Annotated in this window: 22 protein-coding genes and 1 pseudogene; 11 read left to right on the top strand and 12 right to left on the bottom strand. The window is 71.6% G+C overall.

Going from position 1 to position 25,661, the window contains the following annotated elements; genetic code table 11:
• The 4 genes from OG776_RS39255 to OG776_RS39240 all read right to left on the bottom strand — a co-directional run bounded on the left by OG776_RS39255 (nucleotide 1) and on the right by OG776_RS39240 (nucleotide 4,198).
• Nucleotides 1-909 carry a carbohydrate ABC transporter permease gene (locus OG776_RS39255; protein WP_329323450.1) on the bottom strand — a complete coding sequence of 303 codons (909 nt, stop codon included), beginning with the start codon at nucleotides 907-909 and terminating at the stop codon, nucleotides 1-3.
• A gap of 4 nt (nucleotides 910-913) precedes the next feature.
• Complete coding sequence (locus tag OG776_RS39250) at nucleotides 914-1,813, bottom strand: carbohydrate ABC transporter permease (protein ID WP_148009725.1); 900 nt, start codon at nucleotides 1,811-1,813, stop codon at nucleotides 914-916.
• 9 nt (nucleotides 1,814-1,822) lie between these two features.
• Complete coding sequence (locus OG776_RS39245; protein ID WP_148009726.1) at nucleotides 1,823-3,109, bottom strand: extracellular solute-binding protein; 1,287 nt, start codon at nucleotides 3,107-3,109, stop codon at nucleotides 1,823-1,825.
• A 69-nt stretch (nucleotides 3,110-3,178) separates the two neighbouring features.
• Nucleotides 3,179-4,198, bottom strand: coding sequence for a LacI family DNA-binding transcriptional regulator (locus OG776_RS39240; RefSeq protein ID WP_148009727.1), 1,020 nt, complete (start codon nucleotides 4,196-4,198; stop codon nucleotides 3,179-3,181).
• 665 nt (nucleotides 4,199-4,863) lie between these two features.
• Between OG776_RS39240 and OG776_RS39235 the strand changes: the two genes are divergently transcribed.
• The gene (locus OG776_RS39235; protein ID WP_329323449.1) at nucleotides 4,864-6,219 is read left to right on the top strand and encodes a beta-1,3-glucanase family protein; all 1,356 of its coding nucleotides are present in this window, start codon (nucleotides 4,864-4,866) and stop codon (nucleotides 6,217-6,219) included.
• A 140-nt stretch (nucleotides 6,220-6,359) separates the two neighbouring features.
• On the opposite strand, the gene OG776_RS39230 is transcribed toward OG776_RS39235, so the two are convergent.
• The gene (locus tag OG776_RS39230) at nucleotides 6,360-7,538 is read right to left on the bottom strand and encodes a GNAT family N-acetyltransferase (protein ID WP_329323448.1); all 1,179 of its coding nucleotides are present in this window, start codon (nucleotides 7,536-7,538) and stop codon (nucleotides 6,360-6,362) included.
• Between the two features lie 109 nt (nucleotides 7,539-7,647).
• Between OG776_RS39230 and OG776_RS39225 the strand changes: the two genes are divergently transcribed.
• Nucleotides 7,648-9,126, top strand: coding sequence for an MFS transporter (locus tag OG776_RS39225; RefSeq protein ID WP_329323447.1), 1,479 nt, complete (start codon nucleotides 7,648-7,650; stop codon nucleotides 9,124-9,126).
• A gap of 87 nt (nucleotides 9,127-9,213) precedes the next feature.
• On the opposite strand, the gene OG776_RS39220 is transcribed toward OG776_RS39225, so the two are convergent.
• On the bottom strand, nucleotides 9,214-9,699 hold the full coding sequence (locus OG776_RS39220) for a carboxymuconolactone decarboxylase family protein (RefSeq protein ID WP_148008901.1): 486 nt from the start codon (nucleotides 9,697-9,699) through the stop codon (nucleotides 9,214-9,216).
• A 168-nt stretch (nucleotides 9,700-9,867) separates the two neighbouring features.
• On the opposite strand from OG776_RS39220, the gene OG776_RS39215 reads away from it, so the two are divergent.
• The gene (locus OG776_RS39215; RefSeq protein ID WP_187285587.1) at nucleotides 9,868-10,806 is read left to right on the top strand and encodes an RNA polymerase sigma-70 factor; all 939 of its coding nucleotides are present in this window, start codon (nucleotides 9,868-9,870) and stop codon (nucleotides 10,804-10,806) included.
• 288 nt (nucleotides 10,807-11,094) lie between these two features.
• Here the strand turns inward: OG776_RS39215 and OG776_RS39210 are convergent, their stop codons facing one another.
• The 3 genes from OG776_RS39210 to OG776_RS39200 all read right to left on the bottom strand — a co-directional run bounded on the left by OG776_RS39210 (nucleotide 11,095) and on the right by OG776_RS39200 (nucleotide 13,408).
• Entirely contained in the window at nucleotides 11,095-11,988 is an 894-nt protein-coding gene (locus OG776_RS39210; protein ID WP_148008900.1) for a helix-turn-helix transcriptional regulator, read from the bottom strand.
• 118 nt (nucleotides 11,989-12,106) lie between these two features.
• Entirely contained in the window at nucleotides 12,107-12,511 is a 405-nt protein-coding gene (locus OG776_RS39205) for a nuclear transport factor 2 family protein (RefSeq protein ID WP_148008899.1), read from the bottom strand.
• A 285-nt stretch (nucleotides 12,512-12,796) separates the two neighbouring features.
• Entirely contained in the window at nucleotides 12,797-13,408 is a 612-nt protein-coding gene (locus OG776_RS39200) for a TetR/AcrR family transcriptional regulator (protein ID WP_187285586.1), read from the bottom strand.
• A gap of 204 nt (nucleotides 13,409-13,612) precedes the next feature.
• Between OG776_RS39200 and OG776_RS39195 the strand changes: the two genes are divergently transcribed.
• From OG776_RS39195 to OG776_RS39170, 6 genes are all read left to right on the top strand, one after another.
• Complete coding sequence (locus OG776_RS39195; RefSeq protein ID WP_148008897.1) at nucleotides 13,613-14,221, top strand: flavodoxin family protein; 609 nt, start codon at nucleotides 13,613-13,615, stop codon at nucleotides 14,219-14,221.
• An 86-nt stretch (nucleotides 14,222-14,307) separates the two neighbouring features.
• A complete protein-coding gene (locus OG776_RS39190) occupies nucleotides 14,308-14,754 on the top strand; it encodes a nitroreductase family deazaflavin-dependent oxidoreductase (protein ID WP_148008896.1) in 447 nt (148 codons plus the stop codon).
• 269 nt (nucleotides 14,755-15,023) lie between these two features.
• Nucleotides 15,024-17,657 (top strand): bifunctional FO biosynthesis protein CofGH, encoded by a 2,634-nt coding sequence (locus OG776_RS39185; protein ID WP_329323446.1) that lies wholly within the window; start codon nucleotides 15,024-15,026, stop codon nucleotides 17,655-17,657.
• A 5-nt stretch (nucleotides 17,658-17,662) separates the two neighbouring features.
• Nucleotides 17,663-18,370, top strand: a complete 708-nt coding sequence (cofC, locus tag OG776_RS39180) for a 2-phospho-L-lactate guanylyltransferase (protein WP_329323445.1) — start codon at nucleotides 17,663-17,665, stop codon at nucleotides 18,368-18,370.
• Nucleotides 18,357-19,070 carry an NADPH-dependent F420 reductase gene (npdG, locus tag OG776_RS39175; RefSeq protein ID WP_148008893.1) on the top strand — a complete coding sequence of 238 codons (714 nt, stop codon included), beginning with the start codon at nucleotides 18,357-18,359 and terminating at the stop codon, nucleotides 19,068-19,070. Before cofC ends, npdG begins: the two co-directional genes overlap by 14 nt.
• Before the next feature lie 159 nt (nucleotides 19,071-19,229).
• Nucleotides 19,230-19,643 carry an SRPBCC family protein gene (locus OG776_RS39170; protein ID WP_148009750.1) on the top strand — a complete coding sequence of 138 codons (414 nt, stop codon included), beginning with the start codon at nucleotides 19,230-19,232 and terminating at the stop codon, nucleotides 19,641-19,643.
• 60 nt (nucleotides 19,644-19,703) lie between these two features.
• Here OG776_RS39170 and OG776_RS39165 read toward each other — a convergent pair whose 3' ends face one another.
• A complete protein-coding gene (locus tag OG776_RS39165; protein WP_261994587.1) occupies nucleotides 19,704-20,135 on the bottom strand; it encodes a winged helix-turn-helix transcriptional regulator in 432 nt (143 codons plus the stop codon).
• 83 nt (nucleotides 20,136-20,218) lie between these two features.
• On the opposite strand from OG776_RS39165, the pseudogene OG776_RS39160 reads away from it, so the two are divergent.
• Together OG776_RS39160 and OG776_RS39155 are read left to right on the top strand one after the other, a co-directional pair.
• A pseudogene (locus OG776_RS39160) lies at nucleotides 20,219-20,465 on the top strand (coenzyme F420-0:L-glutamate ligase); the annotation flags it as partial.
• Between the two features lie 148 nt (nucleotides 20,466-20,613).
• Nucleotides 20,614-21,516 (top strand): LLM class F420-dependent oxidoreductase, encoded by a 903-nt coding sequence (locus OG776_RS39155; protein WP_329326604.1) that lies wholly within the window; start codon nucleotides 20,614-20,616, stop codon nucleotides 21,514-21,516.
• Between the two features lie 72 nt (nucleotides 21,517-21,588).
• On the opposite strand, the gene OG776_RS39150 is transcribed toward OG776_RS39155, so the two are convergent.
• Nucleotides 21,589-22,566, bottom strand: coding sequence for an NAD(P)H-dependent flavin oxidoreductase (locus tag OG776_RS39150; RefSeq protein WP_329323443.1), 978 nt, complete (start codon nucleotides 22,564-22,566; stop codon nucleotides 21,589-21,591).
• Between the two features lie 46 nt (nucleotides 22,567-22,612).
• Nucleotides 22,613-25,453 carry a SpoIIE family protein phosphatase gene (locus tag OG776_RS39145; RefSeq protein WP_329323442.1) on the bottom strand — a complete coding sequence of 947 codons (2,841 nt, stop codon included), beginning with the start codon at nucleotides 25,451-25,453 and terminating at the stop codon, nucleotides 22,613-22,615.
• Nucleotides 25,454-25,661: the final 208 nt, after the last annotated feature.

Below are 25,661 nucleotides of genomic sequence, written 5' to 3'. Positions count from 1 at the left end.
TCAGCCCTTTACTCCGGAGTCGATGTTGGTGTGGGTGAAGTGACGCTGGAACACGAGGAACAGCGCCACGGCGGGAAGAGCCAGGACGCACGCGCCCGCCAGCAGGGCGCCGGTCGGATTGGCGACGGTGCCCTGCAGGTTGGACAGGAATCCGGCGAGGGAGACGGCCAGCGGCTGCATGTCGGTGTTCTTGGTGACGAGGAAGGGCCAGAGGAACTCGTTCCAGGGGCCGATGAACGTGAGCAGGACACCGGTGAGCAGCGCGGGGCGGGCCATGGGCAGGGCGATCGTCCACAGGATGCGCAGTTCGCTCGCGCCGTCGATGCGGGCCGCCTCGAAGAGCGAGGCCGGCAGCTGCAGGAAGAACTGCCGGAAGAGGAAGACCGCCGTCGAGTTGATCGCGAAGGGCAGCATCATGCCCAGGTAGCTGTCGCCCAGGCCGTAGTTGCGCACGACCAGCGCGTACAGCGGCAGCATGAGCAGCTGGAACGGGATGGTCTGGACGAGCAGCAGGGTGGCGAACACGGTTCCGCGGCCGCGGAAGGACAGCCGGGCGAGGGCGTATCCGGCGAGGACGCCGAAGACCAGCGTGCACAGCAGGACCCCGCCGGTGACGATGCCGGAGTTCAGCAGTGAACGGCCCAGGGAGATGGCGCTGTTGATGGCCCGGTAGTTGGCGGTGGTGAAGCCGCCGGGCAGGGCGCCCGAGACGTCGCCGGTGGTCGTCTTCTTCAACGAGCCGACGACCATGTAGTAGAAGGGGAAGAGGAAGGCGACCGCTCCGAGCGACAGCGCGGTCAGCTGCAGTATCCGGCCGGTGCGGGCTCCACGGGTCGCGGGGCTCCGTGACTCCCGGGCGGCCGCTGACGGGGCGGGCGTGGTCCGGGTGTGGTCGGTGGGGGTGCTCATGGTGTCACTCGCCCCTCTCGGAGATCTTTCGGGCCAACAGGGAGATGGCGAGCACGAACACCATGAGGACGATGCCGAGGGCGGCCGCGAAGTCGGGGTGTCCCTGCTCGATGCCCTTCTGGTACATGACGAGTACGGGCGAGACCGAGGCGTGGTCGGGGCCGCCGCCTCCGGTGAGCAGATAGGGCTCGCTGAACAGGTTGGCGCCCGTGATGATCGCGTAGATCAGGACCAGCGTGGTGGCGGGGCGCACCCCCGGAACGGTGATCGAGAAGAACCGGCGCACGCTTCCCGCGCCGTCCACGGCGGCCGCCTCGTACAGTTCCCCGCTGACGTTCTGGAGCGCGGCCAGGTAGAGCATCACGAAGAAGCCGAGCTGTTTCCAGGTGACGAAGAAGGCGATCATCGGCATCGCCAGGTGCGTGTTGACGAGCCAAGAGGGATCGGGGGCCAGTCCGCCGAGTGCGTGGTTGACCAGTCCGTCGGAACCGAAGAGGAACGCCCACACGGCGACGAGCGCGACGCTGGCGGTGACGTAGGGCACGTAGTAGGCGGCCCGGAAGAAGGAACGGAAGGGCAGCTTGGCGTTGAGCGCGGCGGCCAGCACCAGCGAAAGGCCCACGGTCAGCGGGACGTTGATGACGAGGAAGATCAGGATGTTGAGGAAGGCGCGGCCCACGACGGGATCGGTGAACACGTCCCGGTAGTTGCTCAGGCCGACCCAGGGCGAGTCCACCCCCGCGCCCGGCGCGGTGAAGTAGAAGCGGTGGAAGGAGATCCACACCGTGTAGCCCAGCGGTACGGCGAACACGGCCAGGACGAACAGGACGTACGGTGCGGCGAACAGGGCGCCGATCCGCGAAGTGCCGCGCCGGCCGGGCCCGTTGGTCTGCGAGATTGTCATGACGGGACCTCAGTACTCGGCGAGGATGTCGGAGATCTTCCCCGCGGCGTCCCGCAGGGCGGAGTCGACCGGCTGGCGGCCGAAGACGACGGACTTCGTCCACGCGTCGCGGAACGCCTGCCACATGTCGATGGAACCGGCGACGTTGGGCACGTCCACGACGCGACGCGTCTGGTCGGCGAACATCTTGTAGCCGGGGTTCTTCGCGAACCAGTCCGGGTACGTGCCGGTCAGGTCGGGGCGCAGCGGCATCTGCCCGGTCGCGGCGAGGAACTTGCCGTCCTGGGACCGCGAGGTGGCGAACTTCATCACGTCCCAGGCGGTCGCGCGGTTCTTGCAGGCGCTGAACATCGCGACGGACTTCAGGTCGCTGAAGGTGTGCACCGCGGAGGCGGGTCGGCCGTCGGAGGTGGGTACGGGGACGACGCCCCAGTCGACGCTGTCCTTGTACGCGGCGATCGCCCACGGTCCGACGGTGGCCATCGCCGCCTTCCCGTCGCCGAACGCGTCACCCGGGTAGGCCTCCTGCGGCGCAAGTTTCTGCGCGTACAGGCTGCGCCAGAAGTCGGCGGCCTTGCGGCCCGCCGGCGAGTCGAACTGCGGTGTGCCCTTCTCGACGAGCGCCTTGCCGCCGCTCTCGGCGATGAAGGCGGGGTAGAAGTCGAACCACGACTGGAAGAACTCGCTGCTCGGCGCGGGCCAGATGGCCGCCTTGGCCGCGCCGCTGTGCACCAGGGTGCGGGAGGTGTCCAGGAACTGGTCGTAGGTCGCCAGCTTCGGGTGGTCCGGGTCAAGCCCGGCCTTTTTGAAGAGCTTCTTGTTGTAGAGGATCATCACCGGGTTGCTCTTCCACGGCAGTTGCCGGAACGAGCCGTCCTCGGAGCGGTACTGGTCGGCCAGTGAGCCGCTGCGGTCCTCGATGTAGCGCTCGGCGCCGGGGAAGTCGTCCAGATTCACCAGCCCCGCCTGCTTCTGGAACTGCGGGACGGACGCGGGCGAGGTGTTGAACACCAGACAGGCCGTGTTGCCCGCGATCACCGAGGCGCTGATGGCCTCCTCGGAGGTCTTGCCCGCGGGAATGTTCTGCGCGGTGACGCGCTGGCCCGGGTGCAGCTTGTTCCAGTCCGCGACCATCTGTTCGCCCCACGCCGCTTCCTGGGCGTTGTTGGACAGCCAGACCCTGATCGGTCCGTGGGCCTTGGCCGCGACCGCGGCGTCGGGACCGGACCGGGCGCAGGCCGCGAGTGCCCCCGCCATCGCCAGCGCGAGCAGCGCCGACGCCGTTCTCCTGAACATGATCTCTCCGTACTCTTCACGTCCGGCCCCGTTGCCGGACGCGCTCCCGAGGGGTGCCCCGCTCCTCCGCTACGCGGTCGGGACCGGGCCCACAGATCCCCGGGGCAGGAACTCGGCGGGCGGCAGCGCCACATCGGGCGCGCTGCCGTCCCTGACGACCTGATCGAGTGCCCTGGCCGCCGCGATGCCCCAGCCCTCGGCGTTCGCGCGGGCGGACGACAGCGGCGGGTGCGTGAACCGGGCCAGAGGTGTGTCGTCGTAGCCGATCACCGACAGGTCACCGGGCACGGACACCCCCAACTCCTGGGCGACGGCGAGTCCGGCGGTGGCCGCCAGGTCGTTGGCGAAGACGATCGCCGTCGGAGGCTCGGGCAGGGCGAGCAGTTCACGCGTGGCCGCGGCCCCGCCCTGCGCCGTGAAGCCGCCGGGGCGGACCAGGTCGGTGGCGAACCCGTGCGCCGCCATCGCGTCCTGCCACGCGCGGCGGCGCCGCTGGGCGTGGCGGAACTCCGCCGGTCCCTCCACGTGGGCGATCCGGCTGTGTCCCAGCTCGGCGAGGTGCCCGACGGCCGACTCGAACGCCGGAAGGTCGTCCAGTTCGACCGCGCACAGCCCCTCGGCCCATTCCGGCCGTCCGAGCACCACGGCGGGGAGTCCGACGGCCCGCACCAGGGCGGGGCGGGGGTCGTCCACCCGCAGGTCGGTGACGAAGACGCCGTCGACCCGGCGGTCGGCGGCGAGCCGCTCGTACACGGCCCGCTCCCGGCCCACATCGGTGACGTGCAGGACGAGCCCGTCGCCCCGCTCGGACAGCACGGACTCGATCCCGGCGATGAAGGCAGGGAAGAAGGGGTCGGCTCCGAGCAGGCCCGGTTCCCGGGTCACGACCAGGCCCAGCGCACCCGCCTTGCCGCGGGAGAGCGCCTGGGCCGGGCGGCTGGGCCGCCAGCCGAGCTCGTCGATGGCGGCGCGGATCCTGGCGGTGGTCTCCGCCGAGAGTCCGGGCCGGCCGTTGAGGACGAACGACACAGAGCTGCGGGAGACACCGGCCCGCCGAGCGACGTCGGCGATGGTGGGGCGGTTCGCCATGAGCTCCTCCAGTGTCTAAACCGATTTAATAAGCTGTGCGGCGAAACTAAACCGGTTTAGGGGCGAGGTCAAGAGATCTGTGCCGCAGGTCTCAGAGGGGGCCGGCGGGCAGCCACGGGAGGGCTCGCGGAGCGGGGGGCACGCGGCGGACGGCCAGGCGGGCGGGGTGCGGGGTGGCGGGTGAGGTGCGAGGTGGCGGGCGTGAACATCGGGACGCCGCGTTCGACGCGGCGGTCGTGCCCACCGGACCACCACCCATCGCTCATCGGCCACCGCCCACCACCCACCGCCCACCGGATCCGGCACCCGACGGACCCGGCCCAGAAACCGCATGAGGACGCACACGCAGAGGGTCGGGGCGCGCCAGGTATCACCCGGGTGCCACCGCACACAGCGGGTCGGCACGCTCCCCTGCGACACGTCAAGTGGTGTAGAGACGAGACGGCTTGAGATCGTCCGAGCGGTCAGAGCCCGAACGGTCCCGGCCCTCCGGACATGCCCCCGCCGTCACTGCCGCCGCCGCTCGGCCCGCGAACCATGAACTCCGTTGATTTCGGCTTCAGTTGTTGACGCCGGGCAGAGGCGGGGATACAACCCGAGAGAGCGCTCTCACGTCTGCGGTTGCTCCAACCCCCACGCACGCCGGCTCGGCCTGAGGAGATTCCATGCAGCCTTCCGCCAGCGCACTCACCGTCAGATCTCCGAGCACCGTCTTACGTTCCCGCACGGCTCTCGGCCTGGTCGTGGCGCTGCTCGTCGCCTGTGTCGCCGCCCTGACACCGACGTCCGCGCACGCCGCCGACCAACTCCTGTCCCAGGGACGCCCCGCCACGGCCTCGTCGACGGAGAACGCCTCCTTCCCGGCGTCGGCCGCGGTCGACGGCGACCCCGGTACACGCTGGTCCTCGGCCTTCGCGGACCCGCAGTGGGTCCAGGTGGACCTCGGCTCCGTGCAGCAGATCACCCGCGTCACCCTGAACTGGGAGGCCGCCTACGCCAAGGCCTTCCAGATCCAGACCTCCACGGACGCGAACAACTGGACCAGCGTCTACTCCACCACCACGGCCACCGGCGGCACCCAGAATCTCGCCGTCACGGGAAGCGGCCGTTACGTGCGCGTCTCCGGGACCACGCGAGCCACCCCGTACGGCTATTCGCTGTGGGAGTTCCAGGTCTACGGGCCCGGCAGCACGACTCCTCCGGACAGTTTCTGGGGCAGCACGAGCGACATACCGCAGGCGAACAACGCCGTCGAGGTGAAGATCCTCAACCGCACCAACGGAAAGTACCCGGACAGCCAGGTGTACTGGAGCTTCAACGGCCAGGTCCACTCCATCGCCGAACAGCCCCACCTCGACATGCCGGCGAACTCGGCGGGCCGCATGTACTTCTACCTCGGATCGCCGAACGGCCCCTACTTCGACTTCATCGAGTTCACGGTCGGCAACAACGTCTTCAACGGCAACACCACCCGGGTCGACGCCTTCGGCCTGAAGCTGGCGATGCGGCTGCACGCCAAGGACGGCTACGACGTCGAGGTCGGCGAGAACCGGCAGACCTTCGCCGAGGACCGGGCCACGACCATCCAGCGCTTCACCGACGCGGTGCCCGACCAGTTCAAGGTGCTGGCGCGGACCCAGGCCCCGTACCGGATCATCGCGCCGGGCAGCGACCCGAGCTTCCGCGCCGGCGGGGCGAACGCCAACTACTTCACCTCGTACGCGCAGTCGGTCGGCGTCAACGCGGCCACCTCCGACATCTTCGGCTGCGCCGCCTCCCTCGCCGCCGATCCCGACATGTGCGCCGCCCTCAACCGGCATGTGGCCACGCTGCCGGCCTCCCAGCAGTCCGATCCCGCTCAGTACTACAAGGCGGCGCCCGCGAACTACTACGCCAAGTTCTGGCACGACAACGCCATCAACCACCTCGCCTACGGCTTCCCCTACGACGACGTGGCGGGCCAGTCCTCCTTCGTCTCCCACGGCAACCCGCAGTGGCTCCTGGTCGCCGTGGGCTGGTAGCCACCCCGGGGGTACGCCGGACGTCCGCATCCGTCCGACGGCACTGTGTCCTGCCCCCGGCGGTTCGCTCCGCACCGAGCGAGCCGCCGGGGCCGCGGCGCGACGCGTCGGGTCCGGCGCCCCTCGGTGCGTCGGGCGCTTCAACCGGCTGGGGCCGACCCCAGTTCCTTGCTCAGCAAGGTCCCGCGCGGCCTGAAACCGGCCGAGGAGTAGAAGCGCACGGCTTCCTCGTTCCGCGTGAAGATGCCGGCATGGATGATCGAGATGCCGCGTTCCGCGGCGGTCCGCTCCGCCGCCGTCAGCAAGGCGGACCCGACGCCCTCCCCGCGATGCCCCTCCAGGACGACGGTGTGAACGTCGGCGGCGCGGCGCGGAACCAGGATCTGATGGTCCGGGGGATCGGGCAGCGGGACCAGCTCCACCATGCCCACCACCTCACCCGCCACCTCGGCGACCAGGATCACCACCGTGGACCCGGCCGACAGCGCCTCCTGGAAGTGCCCGCGCACGGCCTCGCTCTCGGGCACGCGGTAAACGACCGGATCGAGTCGGACATGCCTTTCGGCATTCGCCACACGCAGGCGGACCAGCGCGGACAGGTCGTCCCGCTCGGCGGCCCTGACCACGATCGGCACCGGTCGAGAGCCCTCCGTGCTGGACCGCGCCACCGTCTCCTCGCCCGCGGAGGAGCGACGGGTGTGCCGCGCGGGCCCGATGAGCGCCTCGATCGCGTCCTCCAGGGCCGAGCGCAGGTCGTCGGCCTCGACGGACGCCAACGGCTCCACGGGGGCCATCGACCGCAGGGCGACCACCCCGCTGAACAGGGCCAGCAGCAACTGGGCGCGCAACCGGGTCTCGGGGCCCGGTGCCGCGGCCGCGCCCCCTGAGTCGCCCCGTCCCGAAGCGACGATCCGGTCGACCGCCTTGTCCATGGCGAGGGTGCGGAGGTCCTGGATCTCCTCGTCGACGCTGCTGTCACGGAGCAGCAGCAGCATGGGGTGACTGCCGAACTCCGGCCACGCGTCGGGGCGGAGGCCGTCGAGGAAGTCGTCGACGATGTCCCCCCGCGAGGACTCGTCCTCGGCCAGCGGGTCGGGCGACGCGGCCACGACCGCCTGGAACAGGCCCGGCTTGCCGCCGAAGTACCGGTTGATCAGCATGAGGTTGACCCCGGCGTCGTGGGCGACGTCGCGTGTCGTCGTGCGGTCGTAGCCGAGGACGGTGAAGCGTCCGCGCGCCGCTCGCAGCAGCGCACGGCGGGTGGCTTCGGCGTCCCTGGGGCGCGGCTCCCCGGCGGGGGCGGGCGGAGTGGTGTCCATGGCTCCATCCTCCCTCATGCAATCAACCGATTGACTGACCGCCCGGCCACCCCTAGGGTCGCCGATGTAATCACCCGATTACATTACTCAGGACGGGCAGGCCGCAGGGATGACCGGGACGAGCCTCGACCCCCTTTCGCCACATGACCAGGACAGCCCGGCACGGCCGGGACCGGGGACGAACCTCAAGATCATCGCGGTCGGGCTCGGCGCACTCGCCGCCGCGCTGGCACAGACGCTGATCATCCCGGTCCTGCCCACCCTCACCACCGATCTGCACACCACCACGGGCAACGCCCAGTGGCTGCTGACGTCGACCCTGCTCGTCGCCGCGGTCTCCGTGCCCGTGCTGGGCCGGCTGGCCGACATGTTCGGGCGGCGTCTCGTCCTGCTGATCAGCCTAGGTGGCCTCGCCGTGGGCTCGGCGATCGACGCCCTGACCTCGGACTTCGGCGTCATGCTGATCGGCCGGGCGGTGGCGGGGCTGTCGGCCGCGGCCATCCCCCTCGGCATCAGCCTGCTCGCCATCGTCCTGCCGGAGCAGCGCCGGGGTTCGGCGACCGCGCTGGTGAGCGCCATGCTCGGGATCGGCAGCGCCCTCGGGCTCCCGCTGGCCGGCCTGATCGGTGACAACGCCGACTACCACATCCTCTACTGGATCGGCGCGGGCGGAGCGGTGATCAGCGGCGTCCTCATCTTCGCCCTCGTCTCCGAACCGCCCGCCTCGCACGAGCGCCGGATCGACTGGGCGGGCATCGTCCTGCTGACCACGGGGCTGGCCTGCCTGGTGCCGGCCATCTCGCAGGGCAGCACCTGGGGTTGGAGTTCGGCGCGTGTCATCTCCCTTTTCGCCGTGGCCGTCGTGGCGCTGGCGGCCCTCACGGCGGCCGAGTCCCGGGTGTCCAATCCCCTGATCGACATGTCGGCGCTCCGTCGCCCGGCCATCGCGCTGACGAACATCGCCGCGATGTTCGTGGGCTTCGCGCTGTTCGCCGGTTTCACGGGGACCTCCTCGTACGTGCAGGCGCCGGCGGCCACCGGCTACGGCTTCGGGTCCTCGGTCCTCACCGCCGGTCTGTGCCTGCTGCCGAGCGGTGTCCTGATGCTCCTGCTGGCGCCCGTCGCCGCCAGGATCATCAACAACTGGGGGGCCGCGCGCGTCCTGACCGTCGGCGCGCTGGTGATCGCCGCCGGGCTGGTGTTCCGCATCGTCGCGGTCGACGCGCTCTGGGAGGTCGTCCTCGGCAGTTCGATCGTCGGAGCGGGCACCGGCGTCGCGTACGCGGCCCTGCCCTCGCTCATCAACGCCCACACCCCCCTGCCCCAACTCGCCGCGGCCAACGGCATCAACGCCCTTGCCCGCAGCCTCGGCAGCTCCCTGGCCAGCGCCGTCGGCGGTGCCCTGCTGTCGGCCATCACCCTGCGGATCGGCGGCTTCGAACTCCCCTCGCTCACCGCCTACCGCGTCCTTTTCGCCGTCTGCGCGGGGGCGGCCGTCGCCGCCGCCGTCATCGGACTCGTCGTCTCGTCCGGAACTCCGGCACGCGTCACCCGGAAGCCCGCGCCGGACGCCGCGTCGCACCCCTGACGATGCCCTCCCCCGCCGCGGGAGACGGCCCTGCCCCGGACCGCGTGGTCCGGGGCAGGGCCGGATGCGTCCCCCGGTCCCGTCCGGTCAGTGGACCGCGGCCGCGAACATGCCGGGTTCGTAGGAGCCTCCCCGCTGGTGCACGATCACGGCGAGCCGGTTGGCCGCGTTGATCAGGGCCACCAAGGAGACCAGCGCGGCGAGTTGGTCGTCGTCGTAGTGCGCGCGCGCCCGGTCCCAGGTCTCGTCGGACACCCCGTGGTGGGCGTCACCGAGCCGGGTGCCCTCCTCCGCGAGAGCCAACGCGGCCTGCTCGGCCTCGGTGAACACGGTGGACTCCCGCCAGGTGGCGACCAGATGGAGCCGGACCGCGCTCTCACCGGCGGCCGTCGCCTCCTTGGTGTGCATGTCGACGCACCAGCCGCAGCCGTTGATCTGGCTGGCCCGCAACGAGACCAGTTCCTGGGTGGACTTCGGCAGCGGCGACTGGTGGATGACCAGGGCGGCGTTGGCGAACCGCTTGCCGAACTTGGCGGCGATCGCGTTCTCGAACATGTTGAACCGTGCGTCCATGATGTCGTCCTCACTCGTGGCGATGCGCTGGATGCACACAAGATGCCGCCGCCTCGCACCCTGTGACCGGGTCACGGTGTGACCTGCGCCACCCTTCGTGGATGTCACAAAGCCGTGGGGAACGGTGTCTTGTGCGGACGGCACAGGGCCGACGGACGGGAGCAGCCGGTGCGGAGCGAGCACAGTGAGCCCAAGGAAGAGACGATCGAAGGGACCTCAGGCGGGGGACGGGCGGACCTCGCCACCGCGGCCTTCGTGACCCATCGGAATCTGTTGTTCACCGTCGCGTACGAGATGCTCGGCTCGGCCGCCGAGGCGGAGGACGTCCTGCAGGAGACCTGGCTGCGCTGGGCGGGCGTCGATCTCACCGCGGTGCGGGATCAGCGTGCGTACCTGGTCCGGATCACCACGCGGCAGGCGCTCGGCCGGCTGCGTACGCTGGGCCGCCGCAAGGAGTCCTATGTCGGCTCATGGCTGCCCGAGCCCCTGCTGACCGCGCCCGACGTGGCCGAGGACGTCGAGCTGGCCGACAGCGTCTCGATGGCCATGCTGCTGGTGATGGAGACCCTGTCCCCGACCGAGCGGGCGGTGTTCGTCCTGCGCGAGGTCTTCGACCTCGCGTACGACGAGATCGCCGAGGCCGTCGACAAGAGTCCGGCGGCGGTGCGTCAGGTCGCTCACCGGGCGCGGGCGCACGTCGCGGCACGCAGGCCGCGGGAGATCGTCTCCCCCGCCGAGACCCAGGTCGCGCTCGACGCCTTCCGCCGGGCCACGGAGACGGGCGACCTGCAGCGGCTGCTCGACATCCTCTCGCCGGACGTGGTCTTCATCGGGGACGGCGGCGGGATCAAGCAGGCCGTGCTGCGTCCCGTCGTGGGGGCCGACAAGGTGGCCCGCCTGCTGACCGCCGGAGCGGCCAGGGCCGTCGTGGCATCGCTGCGACCGGTGCAGGTCAACGCCTACCCGGCGCTGTTGCTGCGGCTCGACGGCGCGGTCGACACGGTTCTGGCCGTGCGCATCGACGATGGCCTGATCACCGGGCTCTACGCCGTGCGCAACCCCGAGAAGCTGTCGCACATGGGGCAGGAGACGCAGCTGCGCCGCTGAGCGTCGGTGTGCCCCGCGGTTCGTTTCCCCGGTGAACTCGCCCTGGACGTCCAGTCGTTCGGCTGAACGGGGAGCGACGGCGCCCTGCGCTCCGACGCGTTGACCGGTCATTCCTCCGGCGCGGGGGCGTGACGGACGGTGGCCGGATGCCGGCGCGCTCGTCCACGGGCGGGCCGACCGGAACCACCTGGGCCACGGCGGCGATGGCGGACGGTTCGTACTCCCGGGCGGTGCGGGCGGCCGGTCCCTGCTCCCGGGCGGTCCGGGAGGCCGTGCGGATTCCGGACCTCAGCGGTGTCCGTGAGGCAGGACGGCGGTCGCGGGCGCGTCGGCCGTCCAGTCCAGGAGCAGCCGCAGGGCGTCCGACGAGGCGCTGTCGGCGGGCGTGTGGACCAGCAGGGCCTGGCGGGGGTCGTCGGCCGCCCGCAACGTCTCGTAGGTCACCCGGAGTTCACCGACGACCGGGTGGTGGAAGGCCTTGGTGCCCGAGGTCTTGTCCTGGACCGGGTGCTCCGCCCACAGGGTGCGGAACTCCGCGCTCCTGAGGGCCAGTTCACTCACCACCGAGGTGAGCACCGGGTCGTCCGGGTACCGGCCCGCCTCCAGCCGCAGGTACGCCACGGCCTCTCGCGCGCAGACGTCCCGATGCGCGTACAGGGAACGGGATCCGGGGTGGAGGAGGATGAGCTTCGCGAGATTGCGGTCCGCCGGGTCCATGCCCGCGAAGTCGCCCAGCAACGCCGCCGCGGCACGGTTCCACGCGAGCACCGTCATGCCGCGCCCCATGACGAGGGCGGGCATGCCGTGCAGGGATTCCAGCATCGTCCTCAGGATCGGCCGCGCCGTCTGCGGTCGCTCCTCCACGGGCGCGGCCCGACGGCGCCGGGGACGGGAGCCCGCGCCGGCCAGGCGGTGCAGGTGCCGGGCCTCCACGTCGTCCAGGCGCAGAGCGGTCGCGAGCGCGTCCAGGATGCCGGGCGAGGCGCCGGTGACCCGGCCCTGTTCCATGCGCGTGTAGTAGTCGACGCTGATGCCCGCGGTCCGCGCGACCTCCTCGCGGCGCAGACCCGCGACACGCCGTCGGCCGGCTGCCGGGGCGAGGCCCACGTCCTCGGGGGTGAGCCGCGACCGCCGCACTCTGAGGAAATCGCTCAGGTCCGTCGGGGTACTCGTGTTTCCCATGGCGCCACCCACCTGTCGTCCTCTCACTGTCTGATTCCGGTGTGTCCGAGCCGGGCCGGCGTCGACCCGGGCCCCGCCCACGGTGTTCGGCCCGGTGGCGGGGGGGGCGGCTGCGGCTTCAGCGCTCCTCGGGGAAGGTGTCCCCGTACATCGGCAGGCCGCTGACGGAGGTGGCCCGGGACGCCTCGTCCTCGATGATGTCCCAGTGCTCGGCGAGGACGCCGTCCTTCATGCGGACGAAGTCCGCCGCGATCCAGGGAGCGGGCAGCCCGTGGCCGGAGAACCGCCCCCGCACCATCACCATGTCGCCGTCGGCCATGATGAGGTCGAGTTCGTGGGTCAGTTCGGCGGGCAGGCTCCTGATCAGTTCGAAGAGCCCCTCGCGGCCGGGCGCGATGTGGGCGCTGTGCTGAAGGTAGTCGGGTGACCAGAACTTCTCGGCGGCGGTGTAGTCCCGCTGGTTGAAAAGGGTGTCGAAGGCCTCGCGGACGATCGCCTTGTTCTTCTCCTCGACGGTGCTCATCGGGGATCACTCGCTTTCGTGTCGGATTTTCCCGGGGCCCCTGCCCGCGCGTCCGGCGGGGTTCGTACCGTCCAGGACCGGGGATCGGCATGTACACATGGGGCGGTCCGCGGAGCGGCGGGGGGCCGGGCGGTCCGCCGCCCGCCCGGAGAAGCCGGGCGCCGGACGGAACATTTTTTGTTGACCGCATGGACCACAATATGAGTAGTGGTCCATGCGGTCAACAAACATGTGAGGCGGACCACAGGCCCCGGTCGTGGGCGGTGACGCTCCCGCGACGGGGCGCTAGTCCCCGGAGGGAGGAGGAATCAGGGCCATGGCGCAGCGCACCGTCCGCTCCAGCGTGGACCCGTCGACATCGGCCTTGGCCAGGGAGTCGACACCCCTGATGACGCTCAGCAGCAGATACCCCAGGGCCGTCGAGTCGACCTGGTCGGCCACCTCTCCGGCGTCCTGCGCCTCACGGATCACCGCCGCGAACGCGGCGGCGAGGTCGTCGAAGGCGCGGCGGGCGATCCGGGCCACCTCCGCATCCTCGCCCGCGAGGTCCGAGGTTCCCTTGGTGAGGAAGCAGCCGCGGTGGGGCGACTCCGCGGCGAAGGCGGCGGCAATGGAGAGCAGGTAGCGCTCCAGGCGCGCCAGCGGCGCGGCCGGCACCGCGTCGGAACCGCTCCGCAACTGCTCGCGGGCCTGCGCGACGAGATCCCGGCAGTAGTCGGCGAACACCCGCACGTACAGCTCGCGCTTGTTGCCGAACGCCTTGTAGATGCTGCCCTTGCCGAGTCCGGTCGCGTCCATCAGGTCATAGGTGGAGGTCCCCTCGTACCCGGTGCCCCAGAACCGGTCACGCACGACGTCCAGCACTTCGATCTCGTCGAAGCCTCGCTTCCTGCCCATGACGCCACGGTACGCGGTTGTGGTCCACGCGGACCACAACCGTCCGCCGAGCGGCTGCGCACGGCCGGGACCGACCCACCACCGAACCGCGGATCCCCCCACGGCCCGGCGTCGCACCCCAATGAGAACTTGACCTCTTTTCCGCATATGGACACTCAAAAAGATGTGGTCTACTTTAGTAACCAAACCTACCAAGGAGTCTTGATGTCTCAGGTCGTATCCCCGGAAGTTCGCGTCGTCGTCGCCTACCACTCCGGTTACGGGCACACCGCGGTGCTCGCCGAAGCCGTGGGCCGTGGAGCCGCGAAGGGCGCCGCGCAGGTGGACCTCGTCGCGGTGGACACCATCACCGACGCGCAGTGGAGCCTGCTCGACGCCGCGGACGCCGTGATCTTCGGGACGCCCACCTACATGGGTGGCGCGTCCGCGGGCTTCCACGCCTTCGCGGAGGCCAGCAGCGGCCGGTACCTCCGCGGAACGTGGGCGGACAAGATCGCGGCCGGCTTCACCAACTCCGCCTCCAAGAGCGGGGACAAGCTCAACACACTGAACTTCCTCGCCGCGTTCGCCGCACAGCACCACATGATCTGGGTGGGACTCGGACTGGCCCCCGGCTGGAACGCCCTCCAGGCCAGTGAGCGCGATCTCAACCGCCTCGGATTCTGGGTCGGCGCGGGGGCTCAGACCCCTCAGGACGGCGGCGTGGAGACGGTGCACGAAGCCGACATCGCCACCGCCGAGCACCTCGGATCACGTGTCGCCGCCCAGGCCGCGGCCCTGGTGGCGGGCCGCGCCGCACTGGCCGCCGCCTGACCCGTACCGGAATTCCCCCGTCCCGGGCCGCGAGGATCCCCACGGCCCGTGCAGTGAAGAGTGAAGAACGACTAGGAGCACGAACCATGCCTCTGAACGGTGAGTACGAGCCGAGTGCCACTGAGTGGGTGCGCGAACAGGTCGCGCAGTACGAAGCGACCGACGGCGCGGAGGGCGGGACCTTCCTGGACCTGCCGGTCATCATCCTGACCACCAAGGGCGCGAAGTCCGGCAAGATCCGCAAGATGCCCCTCATGCGCGTGGAGCACGACGGTTCCTACGCGGTGGCCGCCTCCAACGGAGGCGCCGACACCCATCCGTCCTGGTACCGCAACGTCGTCTCGCACCCTCTCGTGGAGGTGCAGGACCACGCGGTCAAGCGCGACATGATCGCCCGGGAGCTCCAGGGCGAGGAGAAGGCGGCGTGGTGGAAGCGCGCGGACGCCGCGTACCCGCCGTTCGTCGAGTACCGGGCCGGGACCGAGCGTGACATCCCGCTCTTCGTCCTGGAGCCCGTGGCGGACGAGGGCTGACCTCCGCCCCGTCTCCCGGGTGGGGTGCGGCACCCGACGCCGTCCCACCCGGGCCCCGCGGCGAACCGGACCCGCGACACGGCCGGTTCCACGGCCCCGGGACGACATCGACCGACGGTGCGTCAACCCCTCACCGCCAGTGCCTCGGTCGAGGGCGTCTCCGCCATCACGCCCATCCGACCGGCCTGTCCGGGCCGGCCGTGTGCCCTCCCCCTCCGGCGAGTCCGCTCGCAGGTGACATCTGACCCCACAGGAAGTCCCTGAGCACCATGACGAGTTCCCCCGAAACAGCCGCATCCGACCGGCCGACCGCGAACAGCATGCGGCGCGCCCTGAAGCGGGCCGCGAGCGGTGTGTCCCTCGATGTCGGCGAAGCCGCGGTCCTGCTGCGGGCCCGCGGCGACGACCTCGCCGGCCTGGTCTCCACCGCGGGACGGATCCGGGACGCCGGCCTGGAGGCCGCCGGCCGTCCGGGCGTGATCACTTACTCCCGCAAGGTCTTCATCCCTCTCACCCGCCTGTGCCGGGACAGGTGCCACTACTGCACGTTCGCCACGGTTCCCGGCAGACTGCGGCGGGCCGGCCACGGAATGTTCCTGTCCCCCGACGAGGTTCTGGAGATCGCCCGGCGGGGCGCCGAACTGGGCTGCAAGGAAGCCCTGTTCACGCTCGGGGACCGGCCCGAGGACCGTTGGCCGGAGGCCCGGGAGTGGCTGGACGCGCACGGCTACGACGACACGCTCGCGTACGTGCGCGCCATGTCCGTCCGTGTGCTGGAGGAGACCGGGCTGCTGCCGCACCTGAACCCGGGGGTCATGTCGTGGACCGACCTTCAGCGGCTCAAGCCGGTCGCGCCCTCGATGGGCATGATGCTGGAGACCACGGCGGCCCGGCTGTGGAGCGAGCCCGGCGGCCCGCACCACGGTTCTCCCGACAAGGATCCGGCCGTACGGCTGCGGGTGCTGGAGGACGCCGGCCGGTCCGCCGTCCCCTTCACGACCGGGATCCTGATCGGCATCGGCGAGACGTACGAGGAGCGCGCGGAGTCACTGTTCGCGATCCGGCGGGTCGCCCGGGAGTACCACGGGGTCCAGGAAGTGATCGTGCAGAACTTCCGCGCCAAACCGGACACCGCGATGCGCGGCATTCCGGACGCGGAACTGGACGAACTCGCCGCCGCCATCGCGGTCGCCCGGGTGGTGCTGGGACCCACCGCGCGCATCCAGGCGCCGCCGAACCTGGTGGACGCCGAGTACGCGCTGATGCTGGAGGCGGGCATCGACGACTGGGGCGGCGTCTCCCCGCTCACCCCGGACCACGTCAATCCCGAGCGCCCGTGGCCGCAGATCGACGAACTGGCCCGGCGCACCGCCGAGTCGGGGTTCGCACTGCGGGAACGGCTGACCATCTACCCCGAATACGTCCGCAGGGGCGAACCGTGGCTGGACCCGCGGCTGCTGCCGCACGTCACCGCGCTCGCCGATCCCGAGACCGGACTGGCCCGTGCGGACGCCGTGGTGGAGGGCCGCCCGTGGCAGGAACCGGACGAGGTGTTCGTCGCGAGAGGCCGCACCGACCTGCACCGGACCGTCGACACCACGGGCCGTACCGGCGACCGCCGCGGCGACTTCGACGACGCCTACGGCGACTGGGACGCCGTCCGCGAGAAGTCCGCCGCCGTCGGTGTCCCCGAACGACTCGACGGCGACGTGCGTACGGCTCTGGCGCGGGCCTCCGACGATCCCACGAAGCTCACCGACGATCAGGCGCTGACCCTGTTCCACGCCGACGGGGCGGCACTCGACGCGCTCACCGGGATCGCCGACGACGTGCGCCGCGACACCGTCGGCGACGAGATCACCTACGTCGTCACCAGGAACATCAACTTCACCAACGTCTGCTACACCGGCTGCCGTTTCTGCGCCTTCGCCCAGCGCCGTACGGACGCCGACGCCTACACCCTCTCCCTGTCCCAGGTCGCCGACCGGGCCGAGCAGGCCTGGCAGGTCGGCGCCACCGAGGTGTGCATGCAGGGCGGGATCCACCCCGACCTGCCGGGCACCGCCTACTTCGACATCGCGCGGGCCGTCAAGGAGCGCGTACCGGGCATGCACGTGCACGCCTTCTCGCCGATGGAGGTCGTCAACGGCGCCACCCGTACGGGGATGTCGGTCCGCGCATGGCTGACCGCCGCCAAGGAAGCGGGCCTCGACACCGTCCCCGGCACCGCGGCGGAGATCCTCGACGACGAGATCCGCTGGATCCTCATCAAGGGCAAACTCCCCGCCGCCACCTGGGTCGAGGTCATCAGGACCGCGCACGAGCTGGGCCTGCGGTCCTCCTCCACCATGATGTACGGCCACGTGGACCAGCCCCACCACTGGCTGGCCCACCTGCGGCTGCTCGCCGGGATCCAGCAGGAGACCGGCGGCTTCACCGAGTTCGTCACCCTGCCCTTCATCCACACCAACGCGCCCGTCTATCTGGCCGGGGTGGCCCGGCCGGGCCCGACCATGCGGGACAACCGGGCGGTCACCGCGATGGCGCGGCTGCTGCTGCACGGTTACATCCCCAACATCCAGACCAGTTGGGTCAAGCTCGGGGCCGAGGGAGCCGCCGAGATGCTCCGCTCGGGTGCCAACGACCTCGGCGGCACACTCATGGAGGAGACCATCTCCCGTATGGCCGGATCGAGTTACGGCTCCCACCGGTCCATCCGCGAACTCGAGGCCGTCGCGGAGGCGGCCGGCCGGCCGGCCCGTCAGCGCACCACCACCTACGGCGAGGTGCCCGACGAGCGCGTCGCCGCCGGACGTGCCGCGGACGGCCGCCTGCCCGAACTGCTCCCCCTGGCCCCGACCACCCCGCGCGCCCTTCCCACGGGCGCCGCGGCGACGGAGTGACCACCGTGCCGACGACCTGGACCGTCGTGCTCCCGGTGAAACCGTTCGCGCGGGCCAAGAGCAGGCTGACCTCGGGTCCCGCGGTCCCGCGCGAGGCCCTGGCACACGCCTTCTTCCGGGACACCCTGGAAGCCGCGCTCAGGACCACCGGGGTGGCCCGCGTCCTGGTGGTGACGGACGACGAGCGGGCAGCGTCCGACGCCCGGTCCGCCGGCGCCCTGGCCGTGCCCGACCAGTCCGCGGCCGGACTCAACGCGGCCATCCGTACGGCGGTCCGGCACGCGCGGCCGATCACCGGGAACGGTCCGATGGCGGTGCTGACCACCGATCTGCCCGCGCTGCGCCCGCGCGAACTGGCCACGGTGCTGGACTCCGCGGCGGAGCACCCGCGAGCGTTCCTCGCCGATCACACCGGCCGTGGCACCACGTTCCTCGCCGCCGCCCGCCCGAGGTGGCTGGCACCGGCCTTCGAGGGAGACTCCCGCGAACGCCACCTGCTGGGCGGCGCGCACGAGATCACCGGTCCGGACGTGCCCGGCGCCCGGCTCGACGTCGACACCGTGGACGACCTGCGGATCGCCCGACGCCTCGGCGTGGGCCGGCACACCCGCGCCGCCCTCGATCCCGCACCTCCGACCACCGACCACCCACTCCCCCACCGGCCACCCCTCGTCCTCGTTCCCGAAGGAATCACTCCTCATGACCTCCACTGACATCTCGCCCACCACGGCGCCGTCCGGGCGGCGGCTCCCCGAGACGACCTCCGACGTGTCCGGGCTGGTGGTCGCCGTCCTCGGCGGCACCGGACCGCAGGGCCGCGGACTCGCCTACCGGCTCGCTCTCGCCGGCCAGCAGGTGATCATCGGCTCGCGCACCACGGAACGCGCCGAGGCCGCCGCCGCCGAACTCGGTCTCGGGATCACCGGCTCCGACAACGCCCGGGCGGCCCGGCTCGCCGACATCGCGATCGTCACGGTGCCCTGGGAGGGGCATGCGGCGACCCTGGAGGCACTGCGTGGGGAGCTGGCGGGCAAGCTCGTCATCGACTCGGTCAACCCGCTCGGCTTCGACGCCGGGGGCGCCTACGGCATCCGTCCGGAGGAGGGCAGCGCGGCCGAACAGGCCGCCGCGCTCCTGCCGGACTCACGGGTGACGGCCGCGTTCCACCACCTGTCGGCGGTGCTGCTCACCGATCCGGCCGTCGGGTCCCTCGACACCGATGTCCTCGTCCTCGGGGACACCCGTTCCGACACCGACCTCGTACAGGCCCTGACCGCCCGCATCCCGGGACTGCGCGGCGTGTACGCGGGCCGGCTGCGCAACGCCCACCAGGTCGAGGCCCTGGTCGCCAACCTCATCTCGGTGAACCGCCGTTACAAGGCCCACGCGGGCCTGCGCGTCACCGACGTGTGAGGAGGCGGCGTTCGCATCGGCGGCGAACCACCGTTCGTTCCTCGCCCCACCGCGCCCCGCACCACCACCGCCCCTCCGCCCGGCCCCGCACCGCCCCGGCCGGCCCACCGGCAACCACCGGCAACCGAACCACTGAACCACCGACCTGAGAACGAGCTCATGACGACCTTCAGCAAGAAGCAGCAGTACCCGGCCTCCGCGTCCACGGTGTGGGGTCTCATCGGGGACTTCTACTCCGTGGAGTCCTGGATGCCCGGCATCGCCGGGACCGTCGCGGACACCGGCCTCCGCACGCGCACCCTGACCCTGCACGACGGCGGACGGCTCGTCGAGCGGCTGCTCGACGAGGGGAAGCGGTTCCACCACTATCGCTTCGACGACCCCGGCCCCCTCCCGGTCCGCGACTTCACCGCCCGGATCACGGTCGTCGAGGAGGGCCCGGACCGCTCGGCGATCGAGTGGACGGCATCCTTCGAACCCGTCCCCGGCGTCCCCGGGGACGAGGCCGCGGCCGGGGTGGGCGCCTTCTACCAGGCATGCCTGGACCGTGTCACCGGCCTGCTCGGCACCTGACCGCGCGAAGGAGCACCCGACGGAACGGAAGCGCGCCGGAAGCGGTCCCGGTCACGGACCTCACGCGTCGGCCCGGACCGCCTGGTCGGTGCTGTGGCGCTCGTCGTAGGTGACCCGCGCGGCGTGGACCTGGGCCGCGCGCTTCTCGGTCCAGGCACACAGCGCCTTGGTCTCCTCGGCGATCTCGCTGCCGAGGTCGGTCAGTCCGTACATCACCAGGGGCGGGCTCGCCTGGGGGTCCACGCTGCGCAGCACCAGTCCGTCGCGTTCGAGCGTGCGCAGGGTCTGGGAGAGCATCTTGCGGCTGATCCCACCGAGGGAGCGCTGCAGTCCGGAGTACCGCTGGGCACCGAGCTCCCGCAGGCTCGCCAGCATCAGCAGCGCCCACTTGTCAGCCAGGTTCACGAACACGTCACGACTGGGGCACGCCGCGTCGAGGATGTCCATCGGCCGATTCGGGTCGATGGTCACCGGCTGATCCTGTTCCGTCATGACCTCATTCTATACCAGGAAACCAAAGACCACCTTAAACTCTTTTGGAGTCCGGGTTTACGTGAGAGACTCCCTCGCCCACACCGGGCGCTCTCCGGAGCCGCGCCGTGCGGGAGATGTTCGTGGTCGCCATGGGTGCGGCGGTGCGGAACCTCCTCGTCGCCCCCGCCGGGAAGCGGGAAGGGCGTGGGCTCCGCCCGGGTCTCCTCCACGAGGTTCTGCCGCGACACCGAGCGCGTGGTGTTGGATCTGCCCTCCGGATGGGATCCGATGGGGACCGTGGCGGTCGTCTGCCCGGATCGGCACACCCGACCCGTCGGCCCCCGACCCCGCACCGTCGCCCGCGAGGCGGCGCACCAGCACCCCGTTCCCGACGCCCCCAGGCCCCCACGCCCACCGAGAGACCTACCTGCGTGTCGCACCCCTGCGGACAGGAGCACGGCACGCACGGGCCGGTCCGCCCAGCAAGGAGCAGACGTTGAACACCCCACACCTCACGGCACCGCGGCTCGCCACGGGTCCGTACGGCATCTTCAGCCACGAGCTGCGGTCGGAGGACCCCGCGCGGGAGAGCGAACTGCTCGACGCCGCGGCCGAGCTGGAGGAACTCGGCTTCGGCACGATCTGGCTCGGCGGCAGCAGCAGCGTGCGGCACGCGGCCCGGCTGGCCGGGGCGACCGGGCGGGTCGTGCTGGCCACCGGAATCCTCAACATCTGGTACGAGGACGCCGACACGGTGGCTCGGCAGCGGGCCGAGCTGGAGCGGGCCCACCCCGACCGGTTCCTCCTGGGTCTGGGAGCGAGCCACGCGCAGCTGGCGCAGAACTACCGGCGGCCCTACTCCACGATGGTGGAGTACCTCGATGCCCTCGACGCCGCCGGCACACCCGTCCCCACGGAGCGCCGGGTCCTGGCCGCCCTCGGGCCGAAGATGCTGCGGCTCGCCCGGGACAGGTCGGCGGGCGCCCACCCGTACCTGGTCACCCCTGAGTACGTCGCGCAGGCCCGCGGAGTCCTGGGCGAGGGGCCGCTGCTGGCTCCCGAGGTCACCGTGGTCCTGGAGAGCGAGCCTGCCAAGGCGCGTGAGATCGCCCGCGGATTCCTCGACTACTACCTTCAGCTGCCCAACTACGCGGCCAATCTGGAACGTCTGGGCTTCTCGGACGACGATCTCACCGGGGGCGGCAGCGATCGTCTGGTCGACGCGCTCGCCGTCTGGGGCACGGACGAGGCGATCCGCGCCCGTCTGGCCGAGTTCCGGACGGCGGGCGCCGATCACCTGGCCCTGCAGATCATCACCGGAGACGGCGGAGAGGCCCCGCCGCGCGCGCGGTGGCGCCACCTCGCCGACCTCGTCGGTCTCGGCGCGAAGAGCGCGTAGCCGCCCGCCCGGCACCACCCACGGAACGTTCCCCGCGGGGCCAGGGCGGTCGAGGGCGTCGGTCATTCCTGGCTAGGGCCGATCGGCTGAGCCCGGTGCTGCCCGCGTCAGCGCTTCCTCGGCCCGGGCCGCCAGGGTCCGCACGAGGTCCGCCGCGGAGGGCCGGTCGTCGATCAGGTCGACGCCTTCCCCGGCCCAGACGGGCAGCGGCGGGACGACGCCGCGCGCCACGTCGTCCCGGTACTCCTCGGCGGCCCGGGGATCGGCGGCGAGCTCGGCCTCACGTCCCCGCCACCGGTCGAGGTAGGGATGGGCCAGCGTGCGGGCGGTGTACGCGGCGGGCCAGCGGGAGCCACGGACGATGTCGAGGACGCCGCTGCGCTCCGTGGCCTGCCCGCGTCCTTCGACGATCGCCCGGGTGACCGAGGGATCGGCCAGCGATTCAGCGGCGACGTGGAACCGGGTTCCGATGAGCGCCCCGGCCGCCCCCAGCGCCAGCGCCGCGGCGACTCCCCTGCCGTCGGCGATACCGCCGGCCGCCAACACCGGTACCGGTCCCGCGAGATCGGCCACCACCGGGACGAACGCCATCGTGGAGCGACCCCGGCGGGCGCCGTGCCCCCCGCTCTCGGTGCCCTGTGCCACGACGATGTCGGCGCCCAGATCCAGGGCACGGCGCGCCTCCTCCAGATCGGTGACCTGGACGATCAGCAGCGCCCCGGCCCGGCGGATCCGTTCCGCGAACGGGCCCGGGTCGCCGAAGGACAGCATCACGGCCGTGGGCCCGTACTCCAGCGCTCGCTCGACTGCCTCCACCTCTGCGGCCCAGGCCAGGAATCCGACGCCCCAGGGCGCGTGACCGCCCTCCGCGACGAGCGGCAACTCCCGCTCCAGCCACGGGAGGTCGCCGCCACCCGCGCCCAGCAGCCCGAGACCGCCGCCTCGGGAGACGGCCGAGGCGAGGGCGCCACCGGCCGTCCCGCCCATCGGGGCCAGCGCGATCGGGTGCCGCACTCCGCACAACCGTGTGAACTCCGTCGCCAACGTCATGCCCGCATCATCGCCCGGCGGGCCGCCGGTGGACACGGGTGCAGCGTCATTCCCCCGCTTCCTCTTCGGGCTCCAGGCTCTGTTCCGTCCAGATCACCTTGCCGCGCGGGGTGTAGCGGGTGCCCCACCGCTGGGTGAGCTGCGAGATGAGGAAGAGGCCACGGCCCCCCTCGTCCGTGGTCGCCGCGCGCCGCACGTGGGGTGATGTGCTGCTGGCGTCCGAGACCTCGCAGATGAGGGTGCGGTCGCGCAGCAGGCGCAGTTCGATGGGCGGCGAGGCGTACCGGATGGCGTTGGTGATCAGTTCGCTGAGGATCAGTTCCGTGGTGAACACGGCGTCGTCCAGTCCCCATTCGGTGAGCCGGCGTTCGACCGCGGCACGGGTCTCGGCGACCATCGCGGGGTCCGCGGGGACGTCCCAGCAGGCGAGGTGATCGTCGTCCAGGGCGCGCGTGCGGGCCACCAGGAGGGCGATGTCGTCCCCGGGGTGGCCGAGCCGGTCGGGTACCAGGGCGTCGAGCACGGCGTCGCAGGTCTCCCGGGGGGACCGCCCCGGGCGGGCGAGCACCTGTCGCAGCCAGTCCTGTCCGGTGGCCGGCTCCGGGTTGTGGTGCTTGAGCAGGCCGTCCGTGTAGAGGACGAGCCTGCTGTTCTCGGGGATGTCTACGGTGAGGCTCTCGAACGGCTGGCCCCCCATGCCCAGCGGGGGGCAGTCGCGGATGCGGGGGAAGTCCGCGGTGCCGTCCGGGAGGATCAGGACCGGCAGTGGATGACCGGCCCGGGCCATGACGCACTGCCGGCGGACCGGGTCGTAGACCACGTACAGGCAGGTGGCCCCAGTGAGTACGGAACCGTCCGCCGCCCGGGCGGTGCCGGACCGGGGCTTCCCGTCGGCCGGGCGTCCCTCGTCACGGTCGAGGCGGATGACGAGATCGTCGAGCCGGGCCAGAAGTTCGTCGGGGACCAGATCCAGGTCCGAGAAGTTGTGGACGGCGGTCCGCAGGCGGCCCATGGCGACGGCGGCGTGCAGCCCGTGTCCGGTCACGTCACCGGCGACGAGGGCGACCCGGGCACTGGAGAGCGGGATGACGTCGAACCAGCCGCCGGCCGTCGTCGCCTCTCCGGGCAGATAGCGGTGCGCCGCGTCCACGGCGTTCTGCTCGGGCAGGTCGTGCGGCAGCAGACTGCGCTGGAGGGAGACGGCGGTGGCGTGCTCGCGGGCGTAGCGCCGGGAGTTGTCGATGCAGACGGCCGCGTGGTGGACCAGTTCCTCGGCGAGTGACAGGTCCTCGGTGTCGAAGGGGCCGCCGCCGTCGGGGCGCGCGGCCTTGGCGCGGAAGAGCCCGACCACTCCCAGCACCGCGCCCCTCGCGCGCAGCGGTACGGCGATCATCACGTGGTCGGGGAGGTCCGGGGACCTCAGGGGGCCCGGGACGCAGTGCGGGCCCGCGGCGGACTCCGCGGCCGGCTCCGGTTCGGCGACGGGCTTGCCGGTCTTGAGGCTTCGGGCCTGTGGCGAGGAGGGCGGATAGTGGACGAGTTCCCCCACGGCGCGCGACGACGGAGCGCCGGGGAGGGGGAGCCGGGCCGCACGACGCAGGGGTCCGGTGTCGTCGCCGTGCGGTTCCTCCCCGTGCAGGACGGAGTCCGAGAGGTCCACGATCGCGTGGTCGGCGAAGCGCGGGACGAAGGCGGCGACCAGTTCCTCCGCGGTACGGCTCACGTCGAGGGTCGTGCCGATGGTCATGCCGGCGTCGTAGAGGAGCCGCAGACGTTCGCGGGCGACGTCCGCCTGGCCCGCGAGGGAGCGCAGTTCGGTGGTGTCGCGCAGGGTGGTGACGGTGCCCAGCACGCGGCCGTTCCAGAGGGTGGGCTGCTGGTTCACCGCCAGGAGGCGGTCGCCGGCGGGGTGCACCTCGTCGGTGGCGACCCGGCCGGAGGCGAGCAGCCGGGTGAGCGCGGGGCCGAGCGCGAGGTCGTCGGCGTGCCGCCCCTGGACGTCGGGCGGCAGGCCGAGCAGGCGGTGCGCCTCGTCGTTGGCCAGCAGCAGTCGGCGGTCGCGGTCGGCGATGAGGACGCCCTCGCGGACCGCGTGCAGCACCGCGTCGTGGTGCTCGTACATCCGGGTGATCTCGGCCGGTCCGAGGCCGTGGGTCTGCCGGCGCAGCCGCCTGCTCAGCCAGGCGATCCCTCCCATGGACAGGGCGAGGGCGACGCCGGCGGAGCCGAGCAGGGGTGGCAGCTGTCCGTCGACCTGGTGGATCACGCTGGCGACGGGCACGCCGGTCATCACGGTGCCGACCACGGTGTGGCGGGCGTCGAAGACGGGGACCACCGCGCGGATCGACGGGGAGTGCAGGCTCCTGCCGACGACCTCGTCGGTGAAGGTGCGGCCGACCGTGGCGGGCCACACGGTGGCGTTGGAGGGCAGGCCGATCGCGTGGGGGTCCGGGTGGCTGTAGCGGATGCCCTTGGGGTCGGTGACCACGATGTAGGCGACCTGGGCGTCGCGGCGGGTGGCCTCGGCCAGTGGCTGCAGGGTCGTGCTCGGACTGGCGGACTTCAGCGCGTCCAGTACGGCCGGGGAGTGCGCGAAGGTCTCGGCGACCGCGAGGGCGCGCGTGCGAGCCTCCTGCGTGGCCTCCTTCCTGTCCTGCACCACCAGGACGGCGGTCGCCGCGGCGATCAGCAGCACCGCGATGGTCACCGCCAGCGCGAGCATCTGGCCCGCGATGCTGTGCGGGATCAGCGGGAAGCGGCCGCGCCGGGGGGCGGTCGGTTCCGGATCGGGACCGGCGCCCTGGTCCAGAGGTTCGCGCCGCCCGGGGAAGAACCTGCGTCTGATCAGGCTGAGCGGCGTCCGGAACCTGTTGACTGCCCGAGGCATACAGCCATGGTCGTACGTTTCATGGTCAAAGGTCCACTAAATATCTATTTGGATGCTTTCCAGGCGCGGACCGCCCCGGACGGCGAGCGCCGTTCGTCGACACCTCGGCCGGCCGGCGGACGTCGTTCACCCGCACCGATGGCGATCGACGAACACGAATCGCCGGCCACCGGTACCGACGCCGGCACCGGGCGGGGACGCGGGGGAA

The organism is Streptomyces sp. NBC_01689 (assembly GCF_036250675.1).
In the GTDB taxonomy this organism is placed as follows: Bacteria; Actinomycetota; Actinomycetes; order Streptomycetales; family Streptomycetaceae; genus Streptomyces.
Note: the sequence above shows the minus strand (reverse complement) of the source record. Positions and strands in the feature narration are given on the sequence as shown.

Bases quoted from the DNA above. Each gene is read 5' to 3' on its own strand.
- OG776_RS39170 (WP_148009750.1), top strand. From the start codon at position 19,230: ATGACGACCTTCAGCAAGAAGCAGCAGTACCCGGCCTCCGCGTCCACG.
- OG776_RS39245 (WP_148009726.1), bottom strand. From the start codon at position 3,109: ATGTTCAGGAGAACGGCGTCGGCGCTGCTCGCGCTGGCGATGGCGGGG.
- OG776_RS39190 (WP_148008896.1), top strand. From the start codon at position 14,308: ATGCCTCTGAACGGTGAGTACGAGCCGAGTGCCACTGAGTGGGTGCGC.
- OG776_RS39150 (WP_329323443.1), bottom strand. From the start codon at position 22,566: ATGACGTTGGCGACGGAGTTCACACGGTTGTGCGGAGTGCGGCACCCG.
- OG776_RS39195 (WP_148008897.1), top strand. From the start codon at position 13,613: ATGTCTCAGGTCGTATCCCCGGAAGTTCGCGTCGTCGTCGCCTACCAC.
- OG776_RS39200 (WP_187285586.1), bottom strand. From the start codon at position 13,408: ATGGGCAGGAAGCGAGGCTTCGACGAGATCGAAGTGCTGGACGTCGTG.
- OG776_RS39210 (WP_148008900.1), bottom strand. From the start codon at position 11,988: ATGGGAAACACGAGTACCCCGACGGACCTGAGCGATTTCCTCAGAGTG.
- OG776_RS39240 (WP_148009727.1), bottom strand. From the start codon at position 4,198: ATGGCGAACCGCCCCACCATCGCCGACGTCGCTCGGCGGGCCGGTGTC.
- OG776_RS39225 (WP_329323447.1), top strand. From the start codon at position 7,648: ATGACCGGGACGAGCCTCGACCCCCTTTCGCCACATGACCAGGACAGC.
- OG776_RS39220 (WP_148008901.1), bottom strand. From the start codon at position 9,699: ATGGACGCACGGTTCAACATGTTCGAGAACGCGATCGCCGCCAAGTTC.
- OG776_RS39165 (WP_261994587.1), bottom strand. From the start codon at position 20,135: ATGACGGAACAGGATCAGCCGGTGACCATCGACCCGAATCGGCCGATG.
- OG776_RS39250 (WP_148009725.1), bottom strand. From the start codon at position 1,813: ATGACAATCTCGCAGACCAACGGGCCCGGCCGGCGCGGCACTTCGCGG.
- OG776_RS39235 (WP_329323449.1), top strand. From the start codon at position 4,864: ATGCAGCCTTCCGCCAGCGCACTCACCGTCAGATCTCCGAGCACCGTC.
- OG776_RS39145 (WP_329323442.1), bottom strand. From the start codon at position 25,453: ATGCCTCGGGCAGTCAACAGGTTCCGGACGCCGCTCAGCCTGATCAGA.
- OG776_RS39230 (WP_329323448.1), bottom strand. From the start codon at position 7,538: ATGGACACCACTCCGCCCGCCCCCGCCGGGGAGCCGCGCCCCAGGGAC.
- npdG (WP_148008893.1), top strand. From the start codon at position 18,357: ATGACCTCCACTGACATCTCGCCCACCACGGCGCCGTCCGGGCGGCGG.
- OG776_RS39255 (WP_329323450.1), bottom strand. From the start codon at position 909: ATGAGCACCCCCACCGACCACACCCGGACCACGCCCGCCCCGTCAGCG.
- OG776_RS39185 (WP_329323446.1), top strand. From the start codon at position 15,024: ATGACGAGTTCCCCCGAAACAGCCGCATCCGACCGGCCGACCGCGAAC.
- OG776_RS39205 (WP_148008899.1), bottom strand. From the start codon at position 12,511: ATGAGCACCGTCGAGGAGAAGAACAAGGCGATCGTCCGCGAGGCCTTC.